At 74.5% G+C, this 15,633-nt stretch carries 18 protein-coding genes; 8 read left to right on the forward strand and 10 right to left on the reverse strand.

Features of this window, described 5'->3' with window-relative positions:
* Positions 1–78: 78 nt before the first annotated feature.
* Both PHK61_RS28090 and PHK61_RS28095 read right to left on the reverse strand, forming a co-directional pair.
* Entirely contained in the window at positions 79–1,107 is a 1,029-nt protein-coding gene (locus tag PHK61_RS28090) for an HTTM domain-containing protein (protein WP_274284333.1), read from the reverse strand.
* A complete protein-coding gene (locus tag PHK61_RS28095; protein WP_274284334.1) occupies positions 1,104–1,676 on the reverse strand; it encodes a hypothetical protein in 573 nt (190 codons plus the stop codon). The genes PHK61_RS28090 and PHK61_RS28095 overlap by 4 nt, the downstream gene beginning before the upstream one ends.
* A gap of 195 nt (positions 1,677–1,871) precedes the next feature.
* Here PHK61_RS28095 and PHK61_RS28100 point away from each other — a divergent pair, with 195 nt between their 5' ends.
* Genes PHK61_RS28100 through PHK61_RS28110 form a run of 3 tightly spaced genes read left to right on the forward strand, consistent with a single transcriptional unit; the run spans position 1,872 to position 4,458 of the window.
* A complete protein-coding gene (locus tag PHK61_RS28100; protein WP_274284335.1) occupies positions 1,872–3,317 on the forward strand; it encodes a hypothetical protein in 1,446 nt (481 codons plus the stop codon).
* A 14-nt stretch (positions 3,318–3,331) separates the two neighbouring features.
* On the forward strand, positions 3,332–4,087 hold the full coding sequence (cobF, locus tag PHK61_RS28105; RefSeq protein ID WP_274284336.1) for a precorrin-6A synthase (deacetylating): 756 nt from the start codon (positions 3,332–3,334) through the stop codon (positions 4,085–4,087).
* A complete protein-coding gene (locus PHK61_RS28110) occupies positions 4,084–4,458 on the forward strand; it encodes an ester cyclase (protein ID WP_274284337.1) in 375 nt (124 codons plus the stop codon). Before cobF ends, PHK61_RS28110 begins: the two co-directional genes overlap by 4 nt.
* Here the strand turns inward: PHK61_RS28110 and PHK61_RS28115 are convergent.
* From PHK61_RS28115 to PHK61_RS28125, 3 genes are read right to left on the reverse strand one after another with little or no spacing between them, the layout of a single operon-like run.
* Positions 4,455–5,009, reverse strand: a complete 555-nt coding sequence (locus PHK61_RS28115) for a histidine phosphatase family protein (RefSeq protein WP_274284338.1) — start codon at positions 5,007–5,009, stop codon at positions 4,455–4,457. The genes PHK61_RS28110 and PHK61_RS28115 overlap by 4 nt on opposite strands.
* 43 nt (positions 5,010–5,052) lie before the next feature.
* Positions 5,053–5,958, reverse strand: a complete 906-nt coding sequence (locus PHK61_RS28120; protein WP_274284339.1) for an NAD(P)H-binding protein — start codon at positions 5,956–5,958, stop codon at positions 5,053–5,055.
* A 31-nt stretch (positions 5,959–5,989) separates the two neighbouring features.
* Positions 5,990–7,393, reverse strand: coding sequence for an MFS transporter (locus PHK61_RS28125; protein WP_274284340.1), 1,404 nt, complete (start codon positions 7,391–7,393; stop codon positions 5,990–5,992).
* An 89-nt stretch (positions 7,394–7,482) separates the two neighbouring features.
* On the opposite strand from PHK61_RS28125, the gene PHK61_RS28130 reads away from it, so the two are divergent.
* The 3 genes from PHK61_RS28130 (at position 7,483) to PHK61_RS28140 (ending at position 9,275) form a co-directional block, all read left to right on the forward strand.
* Positions 7,483–7,926 (forward strand): MarR family winged helix-turn-helix transcriptional regulator, encoded by a 444-nt coding sequence (locus tag PHK61_RS28130; protein ID WP_274284341.1) that lies wholly within the window; start codon positions 7,483–7,485, stop codon positions 7,924–7,926.
* Between the two features lie 279 nt (positions 7,927–8,205).
* Positions 8,206–8,418, forward strand: a complete 213-nt coding sequence (locus tag PHK61_RS28135; RefSeq protein ID WP_274284342.1) for a CbtB domain-containing protein — start codon at positions 8,206–8,208, stop codon at positions 8,416–8,418.
* Entirely contained in the window at positions 8,418–9,275 is an 858-nt protein-coding gene (locus PHK61_RS28140) for a CbtA family protein (protein ID WP_274284343.1), read from the forward strand. Before PHK61_RS28135 ends, PHK61_RS28140 begins: the two co-directional genes overlap by 1 nt.
* Positions 9,276–9,429: 154 nt before the next feature.
* On the opposite strand, the gene PHK61_RS28145 is transcribed toward PHK61_RS28140, so the two are convergent.
* From PHK61_RS28145 to PHK61_RS28160, 4 genes are all read right to left on the reverse strand, one after another.
* The gene (locus PHK61_RS28145; protein WP_274284344.1) at positions 9,430–10,842 is read right to left on the reverse strand and encodes a nucleoside recognition domain-containing protein; all 1,413 of its coding nucleotides are present in this window, start codon (positions 10,840–10,842) and stop codon (positions 9,430–9,432) included.
* Positions 10,839–11,672, reverse strand: coding sequence for a FeoB small GTPase domain-containing protein (locus PHK61_RS28150; protein WP_274284345.1), 834 nt, complete (start codon positions 11,670–11,672; stop codon positions 10,839–10,841). The genes PHK61_RS28145 and PHK61_RS28150 overlap by 4 nt, the downstream gene beginning before the upstream one ends.
* Before the next feature lie 3 nt (positions 11,673–11,675).
* On the reverse strand, positions 11,676–11,915 hold the full coding sequence (locus tag PHK61_RS28155; RefSeq protein WP_274284346.1) for a FeoA family protein: 240 nt from the start codon (positions 11,913–11,915) through the stop codon (positions 11,676–11,678).
* 68 nt (positions 11,916–11,983) lie between these two features.
* The gene (locus PHK61_RS28160) at positions 11,984–12,703 is read right to left on the reverse strand and encodes a metal-dependent transcriptional regulator (RefSeq protein ID WP_274284347.1); all 720 of its coding nucleotides are present in this window, start codon (positions 12,701–12,703) and stop codon (positions 11,984–11,986) included.
* A 61-nt stretch (positions 12,704–12,764) separates the two neighbouring features.
* Between PHK61_RS28160 and PHK61_RS28165 the strand changes: the two genes are divergently transcribed.
* The gene (locus tag PHK61_RS28165) at positions 12,765–13,790 is read left to right on the forward strand and encodes an acyl-CoA dehydrogenase family protein (protein ID WP_274284348.1); all 1,026 of its coding nucleotides are present in this window, start codon (positions 12,765–12,767) and stop codon (positions 13,788–13,790) included.
* Between the two features lie 97 nt (positions 13,791–13,887).
* On the opposite strand, the gene PHK61_RS28170 is transcribed toward PHK61_RS28165, so the two are convergent.
* Complete coding sequence (locus PHK61_RS28170; RefSeq protein WP_274284349.1) at positions 13,888–14,502, reverse strand: superoxide dismutase; 615 nt, start codon at positions 14,500–14,502, stop codon at positions 13,888–13,890.
* A 709-nt stretch (positions 14,503–15,211) separates the two neighbouring features.
* Here PHK61_RS28170 and PHK61_RS28175 point away from each other — a divergent pair.
* Positions 15,212–15,394 (forward strand): hypothetical protein, encoded by a 183-nt coding sequence (locus tag PHK61_RS28175; RefSeq protein ID WP_274284350.1) that lies wholly within the window; start codon positions 15,212–15,214, stop codon positions 15,392–15,394.
* Positions 15,395–15,633: the final 239 nt, after the last annotated feature.

Below are 15,633 nucleotides of genomic sequence, written 5' to 3' on the forward strand. Positions count from 1 at the left end.
TTGCGTCGCCCCGTCGACGCTGACGTGTCGACTGTCACCCGTTCAGCGTTACCGAGGAGAGGCGTCGTGACCAAAGTGTTAGCTCAGGTGCTTGAATGCGCCGCTGCCATCCGGGCCCTTCGGCACGGGCTCTCTCGAGGGCACGTGCCTGGGTTTCCGGACCTCGGGCACTGACGGAGCCGCGGGCCCGGTCGCGAGCACCGAGCGGTGGCGACGGAGCCGTCCACGGCCCCACAGCAGCACCCGCTCCGCGCGGTCGGGTGGGACGAAGGCGAGGTACAGGGTGATCACGGCGACGCCGAAGAAACCGACCGCCAGGGTGATCTCTATCGAGACGTGGAGGAGGACACCGAGGGCAAGCACCCACGGCCGGGCGACGCGGTTCCAGACCAGGACCGCGATGGCCAGCTCGGTCGCGACCGTGCCGTAGGTGGCGAGCTGACTGAGAAGGAGGGACTCGGTGAGGAACGGTGGCACCGGGACTCGGTTGAGCTCCCCGATGCGCAAGGCGTAGGACACCGCCGAACCGTCCTGCCAGAGAACACCTCCCGACTTCTCCCCGACGGTGGCGAGGTAGATCACGCTGAGCTGGACCTGCGCGAGGCGGAGCGCCCATGGCGCGCGGCGGGGGAAGGAGCACCATCCGTGCCGGTCGGCGCGCCACCTGTCCACCGACACGGCCGATCCTGCGGGCATGAGGAGTACGTAGAGCGCGAGGAGCCGTATCAGCCCGTCCCCCGCGTTGAAGGCGAGTGGCGCCTCGCGGGTCACGGACAGGACTGTCACGAAGGCGAGCAACGCGGCGAGTCTTGTGCGGAAGCCGACGATGAGCGACAGCGCCCCGAGCAGGCCCGACAGCCACAGAACCCAGATCAAGGGCGTGCCGTGGACGAGGGTGAGGAGCGTCCAGCCACCGGTCGGCAGCTCACGCTTCGGGACCGCAGCGACCGCGCCGAAGAACGGGCCGAGGACAGGCGTCAGCGAGATCATCCAAGCGGTCGCGAGCATCCCGAACACGATCCGCAGGAGTTCGACCGGAGCTGTCGACTGGGGGGCGAACCAGAATCGGTTCCAGCCGTCGCGGATCAGGGCCCACAGCGTCCTCACGGGGACCCCACCGGCAGCGTGAAGAACGGGACCTCGCGCCACAGACTCGCGTCCTGCACGGTGGCGGGCGGCGGGTTCGTGCGGGCGGAGCGCACCAGCGTCACGGTCACCGGCCAGTGCCCCGCCGCTCTGTCCTGCTCGGCGGTCCAGCGGGCGAAGGCCACCCGTTCCCGCTCGGCCGCCGGCTTGCGCCACAGCTGTTCGGCGTACTTGCGCCACCGGTAGTTCCAGTACTCCGGGAGGCCGGCGTCGGACGCCATCGGATACACGCCGACCGTCCCGTCATCGCGGTCGACGCGCGCGAAGACGTGATTCGTCGTGCGAGGCGGGTTGGGCGCGAACACTCCCCACGACTGATCGATGCCGGTCAGCAGGAGATAGGGCCGCGTCAGGTCGAGGAGGCCGTCCTTGAGGGCCGAGCTCGGAGTGCTGCTGGCGAACACCCCCAGCAGGATCAGGACGATCAGCATCGAGACGCCGAGCCGCTTACCCCTGCTCATCGACTCGGGGCCGTTCGAGTCATCGGATGACGGAGCCGAGTCGCCAGCGTCCCGGGTCGTCGTCTTCATGTCTCCCGACCTCCGCGCCGCGCCGTCCTGGTAGGGGATCGGCGGAACGCGCAGAGCGTTACGGACCACGTCGTGGTCGTCCTCCGCGACCAGCGCCGCAGCAGCGGGTGCAGGGCCACGGTGAGCGGGGCGTCGACCGGGCGGGGCCAGGCTGGGTATGGCTGCCCCACCTCACTGGCTGATGAGATGTGCCTCGTGATCGCGCAGCAGGCCCCCCGCCGGGCGGTCGTCGTGCTCGTGCTGCTCGGCGCGCTCGCGGCGCTCGTCGCCCCGGCCGCGCTCGCGCACGAGGCCACGCCCACCGGCGTCCAGCGCATCGAGCTCGACCTCGGCGCGCGCGAGCTGGCGCTGACGATCACCGCCCCGCCCGGGGGCGGCGGCCGGCTGCCGGTCGTCGTGCTCCCGCGCGGCGACGCGCCGCCCGGCGAGGTCCAGCTCGCGGCGGTGCGTCCGGGCGGTGTCCCGGCCGACCCCGTCGCGGTGCCCGTCGCGCCGGTCGGGCAGCCGCGCGAGGTGGCGCTGAGCGCCGACGCGCCGGGCGCCTGGGAGGTCACCGTCGCCGACGGCACCACCGTCGCCCGCGTCCCGATCACCGTCGCCGTGCCGGCGTCCACCCCGGGCTGGGTGTGGGCGGTCCGGGTCGGCGCGCTGCTCGGTGTGGTCGCGCTGGTCGCCGCCCTCACGCCGAGCGCGCGGCAGCGGCCGCGGGTGGCGATCGGGCTCGGGGCGGTCGCGCTCGTCGGGCTGACGGTCGCGGGCACGGCGGTGGCGACGGCGCCGTCGTCGGCGCCCACGACCCCGACGGCGGCGCCGGCCCCGGTCACCGCTCCACCCGCCGGAGGCCACGCCGGTCACGGCGGCGGGGCCCCCACCGCCCCGACACCGATGCCGATGACCAGCGGCAGCGTGGTGGCGACCGCGAGCACGGCGACCCCGGCGAGCCCCGGCGCCCCGGTCGACCTCGTCCTCGACCTCACCGACTCCTCCACCGGCGCGAGGGTCGACGATCTCGCGATCCACGACGACGCCCTCGTCCACCTCGCGGTGATCGGACCCGACCGGCAGCTCGCGCACGTCCACCCGGTGCGCACCGCCCCCGGGCGCTACGTCGTGCGCCTGACGCCCGGAGCCGCCGGGCGCTACGGGGTGTTCGCCGAGATGGAGCGCGCCGGCGACGGCGGGCACCAGGTGGCGCGCACGGCGTTCGAGGTCCCGGGCCCGAGCGTCCCGGCGGCCCCGGCGCCCGGGCCGGGCCCGCGCGAGGCCGCCGGGATGCAGGTCGACGTCGCCGTCCCCGAGGCCGTCGCGGGGCGCCCGACGTCGGTCGTCGCGACGTTCGGGCAGGGCGGCCGGCAGGTGACCGACCTGCAGGGCTGGCTGGGCATGGCCGGGCACCTCATGGTGCTCGGCCCGGGGCTGGGCGGGACGCCGGACCCGGTGGACCCGGCGTCGGCGTTCGGGCACGTCCACGACATGGGCGCGCCCGGTCCGGCCGGCACCCACGGGCCGCGGGTCTCCTTCGAGCACACCTTCCCGCGGGCGGGTCGCTACCAGCTGTGGGTGCAGGTCCAGCGGGGCTGGCAGGTCGTCACGGTGCCGGTGACGGTCGACGTCACACCCGCAGCGGCGCCCGCTCCGTGAGACCGTGCGTCCCCGTGCGGACCGTGCAGGTGGTGGGGATCGGACTGGGCGACCCGGGGCAGCTGACGCTCGACGCGGTCGAGGCGCTCGGCGGCGTCGATGTGGTGGTGCTGCTGCACAAGCCCGGTCCCGCCGACGAGCTCACCGCGATCCGGGCGCGGATCGTGGCGCGCTTCGCGCCGCAGGCCCGGGTCGTCGAACGCGACGACGCCGTGCGCGACCGCGCGTCCCCGGACTACGAGGGCGCCACCGAGCGCTGGCGCGACGAGCGCGCCGCGCTCTACGAGCAGACGCTGCTCGACGAGGTGCCCGACGGCGGCTCGTGCGCCCTGCTCGTCTGGGGCGACCCCGCGATCTACGACGGCACCGTCGAGATGCTGCACCGCCTGGACGCCCGCGGGCGGGTCGAGCTCGACTGGCGGGTCGTGCCCGGGCTCGGCGCGCCGACCGTGCTGGCCGCGGCCCACCGCACGACGCTCACCCGCACCGCCCGCGCCGCGACGATCACGCCGGCGCGCCGCGTGCTCGACGACAGCGTCGACTCCGGCGAGGCCGACCTCGTCGTCATGCTCGACAGCGCCAGGGACCACGGGCTCGACCACCTGCCCGACGACGCCACCGTCTACTGGGGCGCCTACGTCGGCACGCCCGACGAGGTGCTGCTCGCCGGGCGGGTCGCCGACGTGCGCGAGCAGATCCTCGCGCGACGCGCCGAGGAGCGGGAGCGGAAGGGCTGGATCATGGACACCTACCTGGTGCGGAGACGGTGATCGAGGTCTACCGCGCGTACCTGGCCTGCCTCAACGAGCGCCGGTTCGACGACCTCGACCGGTTCGTCCACGAGGCGATCACCTACAACGGCGCGCCGATGACGCGGGGGGAGTACCGGGACCTGCTGGTCGGCGACGTCACGACCATCCCCGACCTCGTCTTCACCGTGGACCAGCTGGTGGTGCAGGGCGACCGGGTGGCCGCGCGTCTGTGGTTCGACTGCACCCCGCGCGGGGAGTTCCGGGGCCTGGCCGCCGACGGGCGCCGCGTCGCGTTCGCCGAGCACGTGTTCTACCGCTTCGCCGACGGCCGGATCGCCGAGGTGCGCTCCCTGATCGACGTCGAGTCGGTGCGGGAGCAGCTCGTCTAGCTGCTCAACGACCGCAGGTTCCAGCGCCCGCCGCGCCCCGTGAGCACGGCGAGGGTCAGCGGCGCGACGTCGACGCGCCAGGCCACCGCGGGGCCGGCGCTCAGGGCGTGGGCGATCGCGGCACGCACGACGGGCGGGTCGACGACCGCGAGGCCGACGGTCCGGTCCTCGCCGGGCAGCCCGTCCATCCAGCCCCCGACGCGCGCGACGAGCGACGCGAGCGACTCCCCGCCCGGCGGGGTGGCGGCCGGGTCGGTCATCCAGGCCTGCAGGGCGGCCGGGTCCTCGGCGGCGAGGTCGGCGGGGGAGCGTCCGGCCCAGGCGCCGGGGTCCGGGCCGGCGGGGGCGTCGCCCTCGATCGGCTGCTCGGGCAGGACGAGCGCGGCCGTCTCCCGGCAGCGGGCCGGCGGCGCGCACCAGAGGTGCTCCGGCGTCGTCACCTCCAGCTCCGAGGCGGTGCGGCGTCCCCCGGCGTCGAGGGACTCGTCGTCCGGGAAGCGCGCCGCCCGGGTCGCGGCGGTCGCGGCGTGGGCGAGCAGGTGCAGGCGCACGACGAGGATTCTCGGCGGGCGGTGACCGCCCCCACCACGTGGGTCACACCGCCGAGGAGGGCGAGGCCGGCGACCGCCCGGCGGTGAACGCGTCGCGGTGGGCGTCGAGCCAGTCGCCGAACGAGCGGGCCGGGCGTCCGAGCACCCGCTCGACGGTGGGCAGCACCTCGGCGCCGTCGCTGCTCTCGAGGGTCCTGGCCAGAGCCGCGTCGACGACCGCCTCGCGCATCCCGCTGCGGATCATCCCCGCGCGCACCTGATCGAGGGGCGGCTCGACGGCTCGCAGCGGCCGGCCGAGCAGGGCCCCGATCGCGGCGAGCTCGTCGGACGGGGTCATCGCCGCGGGTCCGGAGAGCTGGTGCGTGGCGCCGTCGTGACGGCCGTCGGTGTCGGTGAGGGCGGCGGCCGCGACCGCGGCGATGTCGGCGGGGTCGATCGACGCGGCCGGGCGGTGGGCGAAGGGGACGGCCACCTCGTCGCTCCCGTCGAGCCGGGAGGCCCAGGCCAGCGCGTTCGACATGAACCGGCCGGGCCGCAGCAGGGTCCACCGCAGGCCGCTGCCGACGACGGACCGCTCGATCTGCGCCCACCACGCGGCGAGGACGTCGCCGCCCTCCCCGCCGCTGTACACGGAGAGCAGCACGAGGTGCGAGACGCCGGCGCGCACGGCGGCGTCGACGAGCGCCGGGACGTGGGTGGGTCCGGTGTCCGGGTCGATGGTCTCCGCGGACATCAGGAAGGCCCGGTCGACGCCGGCGAACGCGGCGTCGAGCGACGCCGGCTCGTCGGCGTCCCCGCGGACCACCGCGGCCCCGACGGGAACGGCGACATCCTGGGGCTTGCGGCTCATGGCCCGGACGCGCGAGCCGGTCGCGGCGAGCCGGTCGACGAGCTCGGCGCCGACGTGGCCGCTCGCGCCGGTCACGAGCACGAGGTCGGTGTCGTTCATGGCGAGGTCCTGTCTCTCGTGGGTCGACGGGTCAGCGGGTGGAGCGCAGGAGGAGAACGGCGACGGCGGCCGCGACGACCATCGCGACGGCGGCACCCGTGGCGGCGGCGGTGCTGCCGGCGACCAGGGCCTCGACAGTGCGCGCGCCGGCCGCTCCGCCCACGACGGCGGCGAGGGCGTTGAGCCCGGCCACGCCGAGCGAGCCGCCGAGCTGCTGGCTGGTGGAGACCACGGCGGCCGTGACGCCGGCGGCGGCCGGCGTCGCCCGCCCCGTGGCCAGGCTGATCACGGGGGTGAACACCGCGCCGATCCCGACACCGAGCAGCAGCTCGGCGGGCAGGACGCCGCTCACGTAGGTGCTGTGCGGGGTCAGGCGGGCCAGCAGCAGCATGCCGCAGGCGGCGACGAGCAGGCCGGGGACGACCAGGGTCCGCGTCGCGACGCGCGCCATCACCCGGCCGGCGACCTGCGCGCCGAGGAAGAGCGCCCCGGACATCGGCAGGAACGCCAGGCCCGTCACCAGTGGGGAGAACCCGAGCACGGCCTGCAGGACGTAGGTCAGGACGAGGAAGGCGCCGAGGATGCCGGCCGCGGTGAGGCCGACGGTCAGGCACGCGCCGACGAGGACGCGATCGGTGAGGAGGGACAGCGGCAGCAACGGCTCCGGCGTGCGGGCCTCGTGGCGCACGAAGGCCGCGAGCAGCACCGCGCCCAGGGCGAGCAGTCCGACGGTCCCGCCGGTGCCCACCGCGGCCGAGCAGCCGGCGACGAGCGCGACGAGCGCGGCCGTGACCAGCACCGCCCCGGTCGCGTCCCGGCGACGCCGGGCGCCGGCGCCCTCGCTGCGGGGCAGGAAGCGCGCCCCGAGGGCGGTCACCGCGACGATCGGCACGGCGACGACCAGGCAGCCGCGCCACCCGACCGTCTCGGCGAGAAGCCCGCCGAGGACGAGCCCGACGGCGCCGCCCCCGCCGGCGACGGCGCCGAAGACCGCGAACGCCCGGCCCCGCTCGCGGGGCTCGGGGAAGCTCACCGACAGCAGGGCGAGCACGGTGGGCGCGAGCAGCGCGGCGAAGGCGCCCTGGAGGCCGCGGGCCACGGCGAGCCACGCGAGGTCCGGCGCCAGCGCGCCGAGCGCGGAGGCGGCGCCGAACCCGACGAGCCCGATCACGAAGGTCCGGCGTCGGCCGACCTGGTCGGAGATCCGGCCGCCGAGCAGCAGCGTCCCGCCGAACACGGCGGTGTAGGCCGTGATCACCCAGTGGCGCTGGGCGTCGGGGAACCCCAGCGCGGCCTGGGCCGAGGGCAGCGCGACGTTCACGATCGTCGCGTCGAGGGCGATCGTCAGCTGGGCCAGCGCGATCACCAGCAGCGCGATCCCGCGGCGGGGCCGCCGTGCGACGGGGGCGTCGGTCGGGGCGAGGGCAGTGCTCATCGGGACCTCCTCGGTCCCGGCAAACGTTAGAAGTCTAATCGTTAGAGGTCAATGCGTTAGATGTCGAAGTATTGCGGTAGACTGTTCCCATGCCCGACCGCACCTCCGGTCCTCCCGCCGAGCCGCCGCTGGGACTGCAGCTCGCCGCCGCGGCCCGCGAGGTCGGCCGGGCTTTCGACGCGGCGCTCGGTGCGGCGGGCGGTTCCCTGTCGACCTGGCTGGTGCTGCTCGCGCTGACGACCGGCCGCGCCGCGAGCCAGCGGGAGCTCGCGGCCGCGGTCGGCATCCAGGGCGCGACGCTGACCCACCACCTCGCCGGGATGGAGGAGGCCGGGCTGGTCGCCCGGCGCCGAGAGCCGACCAACCGGCGGGTCCAGCTCGTCGAGCTCACCGAGGCCGGCCGGGCCGCCTTCCGCCGGCTCCGCGACGTCGCGGTGGAGCACGATCGCCGCCTCCGGGTCGGGCTCGACCCGGACGACGAGGCCGCGACCCGGCGGGTGCTCGAGCAGCTCCGCGCGAACGTCGCGGGTTAGCTGCTGGTCCGCGACTCCCGGACCAGCGCCACGACGACGGCGAGCAGCGCCAGCCCGACGGCCGGGGCGAGGATCGTCCACGGAGCGCGCCCCACTCCGGCGAGTCGGCGGACATCTTCCGTGATCAGCCGCTCGCGGGGAGCGATCTCGCCAGCTCAGTCCCAATAGCTCATCACATGCTCAGACGTTGACGGCGTGATCGTCGGGCCCCTACGGTCTCAAACGGTCGCCCTCCGACGGGGAGGGCGACGTCGTCGCGTTCGTGGACAGGAGAAGCCCGTGACCACTGCCGGTGCCGTCGCCCGCGCCCGGGCCACCACCGTCTCCGCCTCGGAGACGCTGCCCTGGCTGGCCAGCGCCCTGCTCGTGGGGCTGGTGCTCTACTACTTCATCGGCATCGACCAGGGCGCGGTCTCGGTCTTCGGTGACACGAGCTACGTCCACGAGCTCGTGCACGACGCCCGCCACTTCCTCGGCTTCCCCTGCCACTGATGGAGGCCCGCTCCTTCGTCCTGCGCGGCGCGCTCGCCGGCGCCGTCGCCGGGGTCGTCGCCTGGTTGTTCGCCCTCGTCGTCGCCGAGCCGCAGGTCGAGGCCGCGATCGGTTACGAGGAGGGCCGCGGCGCGGCCGAGGAGGCCCTGGCCACCGCGGCCGGGGCCGCCCCCGCCGGCGGCGCCGAGGAGGAGGTCGTCAGCCGCGGGTTCCAGGCCACGATCGGTGTCGGTCTCGGCATGGTCGGGATCGGCATCGCCCTGGGCCTGCTGTTCGCGGTGGCGTACACGCTGCTGCACGGCCGCGTGGCGGTGCGCCCGCGGGTGCTGGCGCTCCTCGTCGCCGGCGCCGGGTTCCTGACGATCTACGCGACGCCGTTCGTGAAGTACCCGGCGAGCCCGCCGGCGGTCGGCAGCGACGAGACGATCGGCGACCGGACCGCCCTGTACCTGGTGATGGTCGTCGGCTCGATCGCGTTCCTCGCGGCGGCGGTGTTCGTCGCCCGCCTGGTCCGCGAGCGGATCGGCACCTGGAACGCCGTGCTCGTCGGCGGCGTCGTCTACATCGCGCTGTCGGCGATCCTCATGACGGTGCTGCCGGGCCTGGGCGAGCTGACGATCAACGTCGTCGAGAACGGCCCGCGGGTCACCGAGACGCCGTTGCCGCTGCGCGACGCCTCCGGGACGATCATCTACACCGGCTTCGACGCGGACGTGCTCTACGCCTTCCGGGTCGCGTCGTTCACGGCCCAGGCGCTGCTCTGGGGCGTGCTCGGCCTGGTGTTCGGGGCGCTCGTCGAGCGCCGCCTCGCCCGCGGCGAGACCACCGAGCGCACGGCGCAGGCGACCTCCGCCTGACCCTGCTGCGGTCGGCGAGTGCGCCCGCGTCCGAGCGAAAGGCACCGTCGGTCGAATAGACGGACGAGGGGCACCCTTGGCCGGGCGGACGGTCGCGGCGCCGCCACCCGATGGATCGCGGATCGAAGCGTTCTGCTCGACGAGCTCGCCCGGGTCAGGCCCACCCGAGCAGCCGCGCCACGCCCGCCGTGAGCGCGCAGACCGCGAACCCGAGCCCGAGCGGGAGCAGCGTCGCCAGGGTCGTCCAGCGCACGCTGCGGGTCTCGTGCCAGATGGTCAGCACGGTGGTGCTGCACGGATTGTGCAGCAGCGTGAACAGCATGAGGTTCACCGCGGTGAGCAGCGTCCAGCCACCCGCGGTGACGAGCACCGTCCCGATCTGCGCGTCGTCGCCGAGCTCGAGCATCACGCCCGGGGCCGCGCCGAGGGTGTTCGCGCCGAGGGTCAGCGTCAGCATGACGATGGTCGGGATGATGATCTCGTTGGCCGGGACCGCCACGAGGTAGGCGAGCAGGATGACGCCGTTGAGGCCGATCACCCAGCCCAGCGGGCTCAGTGCCGTGACCAGGTGCGCGGCCACGCTGGCGTCGCCGAGGTGCACGTTGCCGATCAGCCAGATCACCGCGCCGGCGGGCGCGGCCATCACCAGCGCGCGGCGCAGCACCTTGAGCGTGCGGTCGATGATGCTGGTGTAGAGCGTGCGCCAGATCTGGGGCGGGCGGTACGGCGGCAGCTCCAGCGAGTACACCGAGCTCTCGCCGCGCAGCACGGTGCGCGAGAGCGACCACGACACCGCCAGGGTCACGCCGATCCCGACGATCACGACGGCGACCACGCTGCCCGCGGCGACGAACCCCGCGAGCGCCGGCGGCACCACGGCACCGACGAAGATCGTCCCCATGAGGATCAGCGTCGGCCAGCGGCCGTTGCAGATGCTGAAGTTGTTGGTGATGATCGCGATGAGGCGCTCGCGGCGGCTGTCGATGATGCGTGTGGCGGTCACGCCGGCGGCGTTGCAGCCGTAGCCCATCATCATCGTCAGCGCCTGCTTGCCGTGGGCGCCGGAGCGGGCGAAGAGCCGGTCGAGGTTGAACGCCACGCGCGGCAGGTAGCCGAAGTCCTCGAGCAGGGTGAAGAGAGGGAAGAAGATCGCCATCGGCGGCAGCATCACCGCGACCACCCACGCGGTCGCGAGGTAGACACCGTCGACGAGCAGGCCGGTGAGCCACCACGGCGACCCGACGGCGTCGAAGATGCCGCGCAGCCAGGCGTGCCCGTTCTCGACGAGCAGCACGTAGAGCAGGTCCGAGGGCACCGCGGCGCCGGCGATGGTGAACCAGAAGACGCCGAAGAACAGCACGCCCATCGCCACGAAGCCCCACACGCGGTGGGTGAGCACGCGGTCGAGGGCGCGGTCGACGGTGAGGCGCGCGCGGGCGTCGTCGCGGTCGACGCTGGTCCCGGCGATCCGGGCGGCGTCGGTGTAGAGCGACTCGACGACCCGGTCGCCCACATCGTCCGACAGCCCGCGGCGCAGCCGTGCGGCCTCGTCGAGGAGGTCGGTCATGCCGCTTCCCGGGGTGTGGCCAGCTCGCCGAGGGTCCCGCTGCGCACCGCCTCCTCGATGCCGGCGTCGCCCTCGAGCAGGCGCAGCGCCACCCAGCGGCTGTTGGGCACGCCGGGGAAGCGCGCCTCGACCTGCGCCGCGAGGTCGGCGACGGCCCGCTCCAGCGCCGGGTCGTGGTGGATCAGGCGCAGCGGCTTCGGCGGGTCGTCGGTGGTCGCGACCTGCGCGATCGCCGCGAGCAGCTCGGGCAGGCCCTCGTTGCGGCGGGCCGCGGTGGCGACGACGGGGACGCCGAGCTCGCGGGTCAGGTGGCGGGTGTCGACGGTGATGCCGTGGCGGCGGGCCTCGTCGACGAGGTTGAGCGCGACCACCACCCGCCCGGTGATCTGGCGGATCTGCAGCACGAGGGGCAGGTTGCGCTCGAGGCGCGTCGCGTCGACGACCACCACGACGACGTCCGGGCGCCCGAAGAGCAGCACGTCGCGGGCGACGTCCTCGTCGGTGCTGGTCGACAGCAGCGAGTAGGTGCCGGGCAGGTCGACGATCCGGTAGGCGGTGCCGCCGTAGGAGAACCCGCCCTCCGCGCGCGCGACGGTCTTGCCCGCCCAGTTGCCGACGTGCTGGCGCAGCCCGGTGAGCGCGTTGAAGACCGTGCTCTTGCCGGTGTTCGGGTTGCCGGCCAGGGCGACGACGTGGTCGTAGCGGCCGGGGGCGAGGCCGAGGCGGGCGAGACGGGCGGACGACGGCGCGAGCGCGCAGGACGCGCAGGCACCGGCGGGCTCCTGCTCGGGGGACGGCCCGACGCCCGGCGTCGGCAGCGGGGCCGCCACGGCTCAGCTCTCCCCGGAGCAGCCGGCCTCGACGTGCACGGTGCGCGCCTGGCCGCGGCGGAGGACGACGAGCGCGCCGCGGACCTCGTAGGCCGTGGGGTCGCCCAGCGGGCTGGTCATGTCGGCGCGGATCGCCGCGCCGGGCAGCAGGCCGAGGTCCATCAGGCGGCGGCGCTCGCCGCCGCGCAGGTCGAGCGCGGTGACCACGGCCCGCTGACCGCGGGGTAGCTCGTCGAGGGTCATGGCACTCCCCGTCGTCCGCCGCCGAAGGTTTCGCTCGAACCTACACCCGAAGTTCGGCTGGCCGAACTCTACGTTGCGGGGCGGCGATGGAACACCCCTTCGACGACATCGTCGACCCACAGGGCGTCGGCCAGCTCGGGGCCGAGGTCGAGATCCTGCTCGGGGTCCGGCCCGGACACGCGCACCTCGAACGAGCCACCGAAGGGGCGCCGCGCGACGAGCTCGAGGGTCACGCCCAGCTCGACGGTGTGCTCGCGCAGCCAGGCGAGCATGGCCGGCTCGGTGTCGTCGACACGCACGAGCTGCCCGCGGTCGCCGGGCTCGAGCGTGGCGAAGCGCCGCCCGGAGAACTCCGCGACGGTGCCGTCCGCGCCCGGGATGGGGTCGCCGTGCGGGTCGAACCGCGGGTGGCCCAGCCGGGCGTCCATGCGGTCGAGCAGCCGGCGGGAGACGTGGTGCTCGAGGACCTCGGCCTCGTCGTGCACCTCGTCCCACCCGTACCCGAGCTCGCGGACCAGGTAGGTCTCGAGCAGCCGGTGGCGGCGCAGGACGTCGAGCGCGGCGCGGGTGCCGTCGTCGGTGAGGCGCACGCCGCCGTAGGGGCGGTGCTCGACGAGCCCCTGGTCGGTGAGCTTGCGCAGCATCCCGGACACCGAGGACGCACCGACGCCGAGACGCCGGGCCAGCGCCGTGGTCGACGCGGGTCCCTCGCCCCGCTCGTACACCGCGTAGATCGTCTTGATGTAGTCGTCGACCGCGGCCGTGCGGGGCGCGGCGGGCTCGGACATGGGGCCCAGCCTAGCGGCGACCGGATCGGCTCAGAGGGTGGCGGAGCTATCGTCGCGGGTCATGGGCGACCTCCTGGACCGGGCCCGCGCGGTGGCCGCCGACGTGCTGGCACCGACCGCGGACGAGGTCGACCGGACCTCGACCATCCCCGAGGGGCACTTCCGCGCGCTGGCCGACGCGGGGCTCTACGGGCTGGCCACCGCGGACGACGTCGCGTTCGAGGACTTCGTCGGTGTCGTCGAGATCCTCGCCGGGGCGTGCCTGACGACGACGTTCACGTGGATGCAGCACCACGGCGTGGTGCGCGGGCTGTCGGCGACGGCCAACACCGCCCTGCGGGAGCGCTACCTCGCCGACGCCGCGCGGGGCACCACCCGGTGCGGCGTGGCCTTCGCCGGCGCGAGCCCGCAGCCGCCGAAGCTCTGGGCCACCGCGGTCGACGGCGGCTGGCGCCTCGACGGCGTCGCCCCGCTGGTCACCGGCTGGGGCCTGGTCGACCTGCTCCAGGTGTCGGCGCGTGACGCGGCGACCACCGACACCGACGACGAGCACGCGCGCGTCGTCGCCCTGCTCGTGCCCGCGCACGCCGCCGACGGCGTCACCGTGCACCCCCTCGACCTCGCGGCCGCGAACGGCAGTCGCACCGTGCGCCTCGACGTCGACGGGTGGTTCGTCGGCGAGGACGCCGTGGTCGCGACGCCGTCGCGCGCCGAGTTCCTCGCCGGCCAGCACGTCAGTGCGCGCATCAACGGCTGCCTCGCGCTCGGGGTGGCGGGGCGCTGCGCCGGGCTGGTCGCCGACGCCGGCGAGCCCGACGCCTCGGCGGCCCTGCGCAAGGCGCTCGACGCGGCCCGCGACGACCTCGACGCCGGCCTCGCCGATGTCGCCCGCATGGCGCCGGCCCGCGCCGCGGCCTCCGCGCTGGCCGTCCGCGCCGCCGCGACGCTGACCGTCGCCGTGGGGAGCCGGGCGATCGTCGGGCGCCACCCGGCGCGGCGCCTGGCGCGGGAGGCGGCGTTCACCCTCGTCGCCGCGGGGCGTCCGGAGATCCGCGCCGAGCTCCTGGCCGAGCTGCCGGGGTCCTGACACACGACGACCCCTCGGCCGAGGAGGGTCGAGGGGTCGCCGCGCGCCGCGCGGCGGACGCTTGTCGGAACGATCACCGCGCGAGTTCCGGGGCAGGTCAGGCGATGCGGAGTCCCTGCGCGTGCTCGAAGCGCCGGGCGGCGTCGGCCCAGTTGACGACGTTCCACCAGGCCTTGACGTAGTCCGGCTTCACGTTCTGGTAGTCCAGGTAGAAGGCGTGCTCCCACATGTCGAGCATGACCACCGGCACGATGCCCAGCGGCACGTTGGCCTGCTGGTCGTAGAGCTGGAAGATGCGCAGCTTGCCGGTGAGCGTGTCGACGCCGAGGATCGCCCAGCCCGAGCCCTGGATGGTCGTGGCGACCGCGGTGAAGTGCTTCTGGAAGAGGTCGAACGAGCCGAAGTCGCGGTCGATCGCCGACGCCAGGTCCCCGGTCGGCTTGTCGCCGCCGTCGGGGCTGAGGTTGACCCAGAAGATCGAGTGGTTGATGTGCCCGCCGTAGTTGAAGGCGAGGTTCTTCTCCCACAGCAGGGCCGTCGTGCCGATCGTGTCCTGCTCGCGGGCCTCGGCGAGGGCGTCGATCGCGGTGTTCAGCCCCGTGACGTAGGTGTTGTGGTGCTTGTCGTGGTGCAGCTCCATGATCTTGCCCGAGATGTGCGGCTCGAGGGCGCCGTAGTCGTAGGGCAGGTCGGGGAGCGTGTACTCCGCCATCGGGGTCTCCCGTCCGGGGTGGGCTGCGATGTGCGCGCGGGGGCCAGCGTGATGCTGTTGCCGATAGTTTGCAACTCGGCCCTGCGGTGCCGACGCGGTCGGTGGGGGGCGCCCGCCCGGGCGCCCGCCCGGGCGGCGTCGTAGGGGCTCCCTGTGCACGACCTTGTGGTGGCGGGACGGGTCGGCGGGGTCGACCGGGACGTCGTCGACCGCGAGGCGCACCGGGCCGGGGTCCGCCGGCGGCTCGACGCCGCGGGCTGGGTGCGCGGGCCCGACGGTGTGCGGGTCCGCGGCGATCCAGCCGCCGAGTCACGACGAGAGTGGGTCGCGACGTCGATGCACGCTCGTGCTGGACCTGACGTGACGTGAGCGACCGCCGACCACAGGCCTGCGAAGGGCGACGAGTGACGGCGGCAGCATGCGGTGCTCGGACCCGCACTGCAACCGGCCGGTGATGCCGCTGAGTCTGCCGGGTGTCCGTCGGCCGAGGATCGTGCACCGCGCCCTACCCACACGAGGGGGGATCGAAAGGAAGGCCGGCATGTGCCCATCCACGGCACCGGGCCCATCATCAACGAACCGACCTGGCCGGGGTGATCGGCGACGGCGTACACGCCACACCGACGGAGCCGTTCGCCGTGCACCCCTTGCTGCACTCCCCCGACCCACCGGTACCGCCCGCACCGACGGGCGACACGTCGAGGCGAGCGTGAACTCACCGCTGGCGGCGGTGGAAGCCACGGCGGAGGCCGCGGCCGGGCTGCTGCTCAGCGCCGCGGCACTGGCGGTCGACACCCTTGCCGCGGTCCTCTCATCCGCCGACTGCGCCGCCGAAGTGATCGACCGCGCCACCCACGGCGAGCGGGACGATGAACGTGACGGCGGTCGGTGAGGCCGATCCCTCGCGGCGGGACCGGCCGCCCGTCTGAGCCGAAGCTGAACGGCGGGCCGGTCGGGCCACGGCGGCAGCACGGGAGCACCGAACGGGCCCGGCTGCAACGAGCATCATCACGTCGCGTCCTGTCTCAACTCGCCACGCCGCTGCCCACCGTCACCGACGTCCTGGCCGGGTACATCTAGTACTACAGCCGGATTTTGACGTTGAGGTGCGGCGTGTCGGCTTGGTGCGAG

Origin of the sequence: Actinomycetospora lutea, assembly GCF_028737205.1 — a bacterium.
GTDB classification, from domain to species: domain Bacteria; phylum Actinomycetota; class Actinomycetes; order Mycobacteriales; family Pseudonocardiaceae; genus Actinomycetospora; species Actinomycetospora lutea.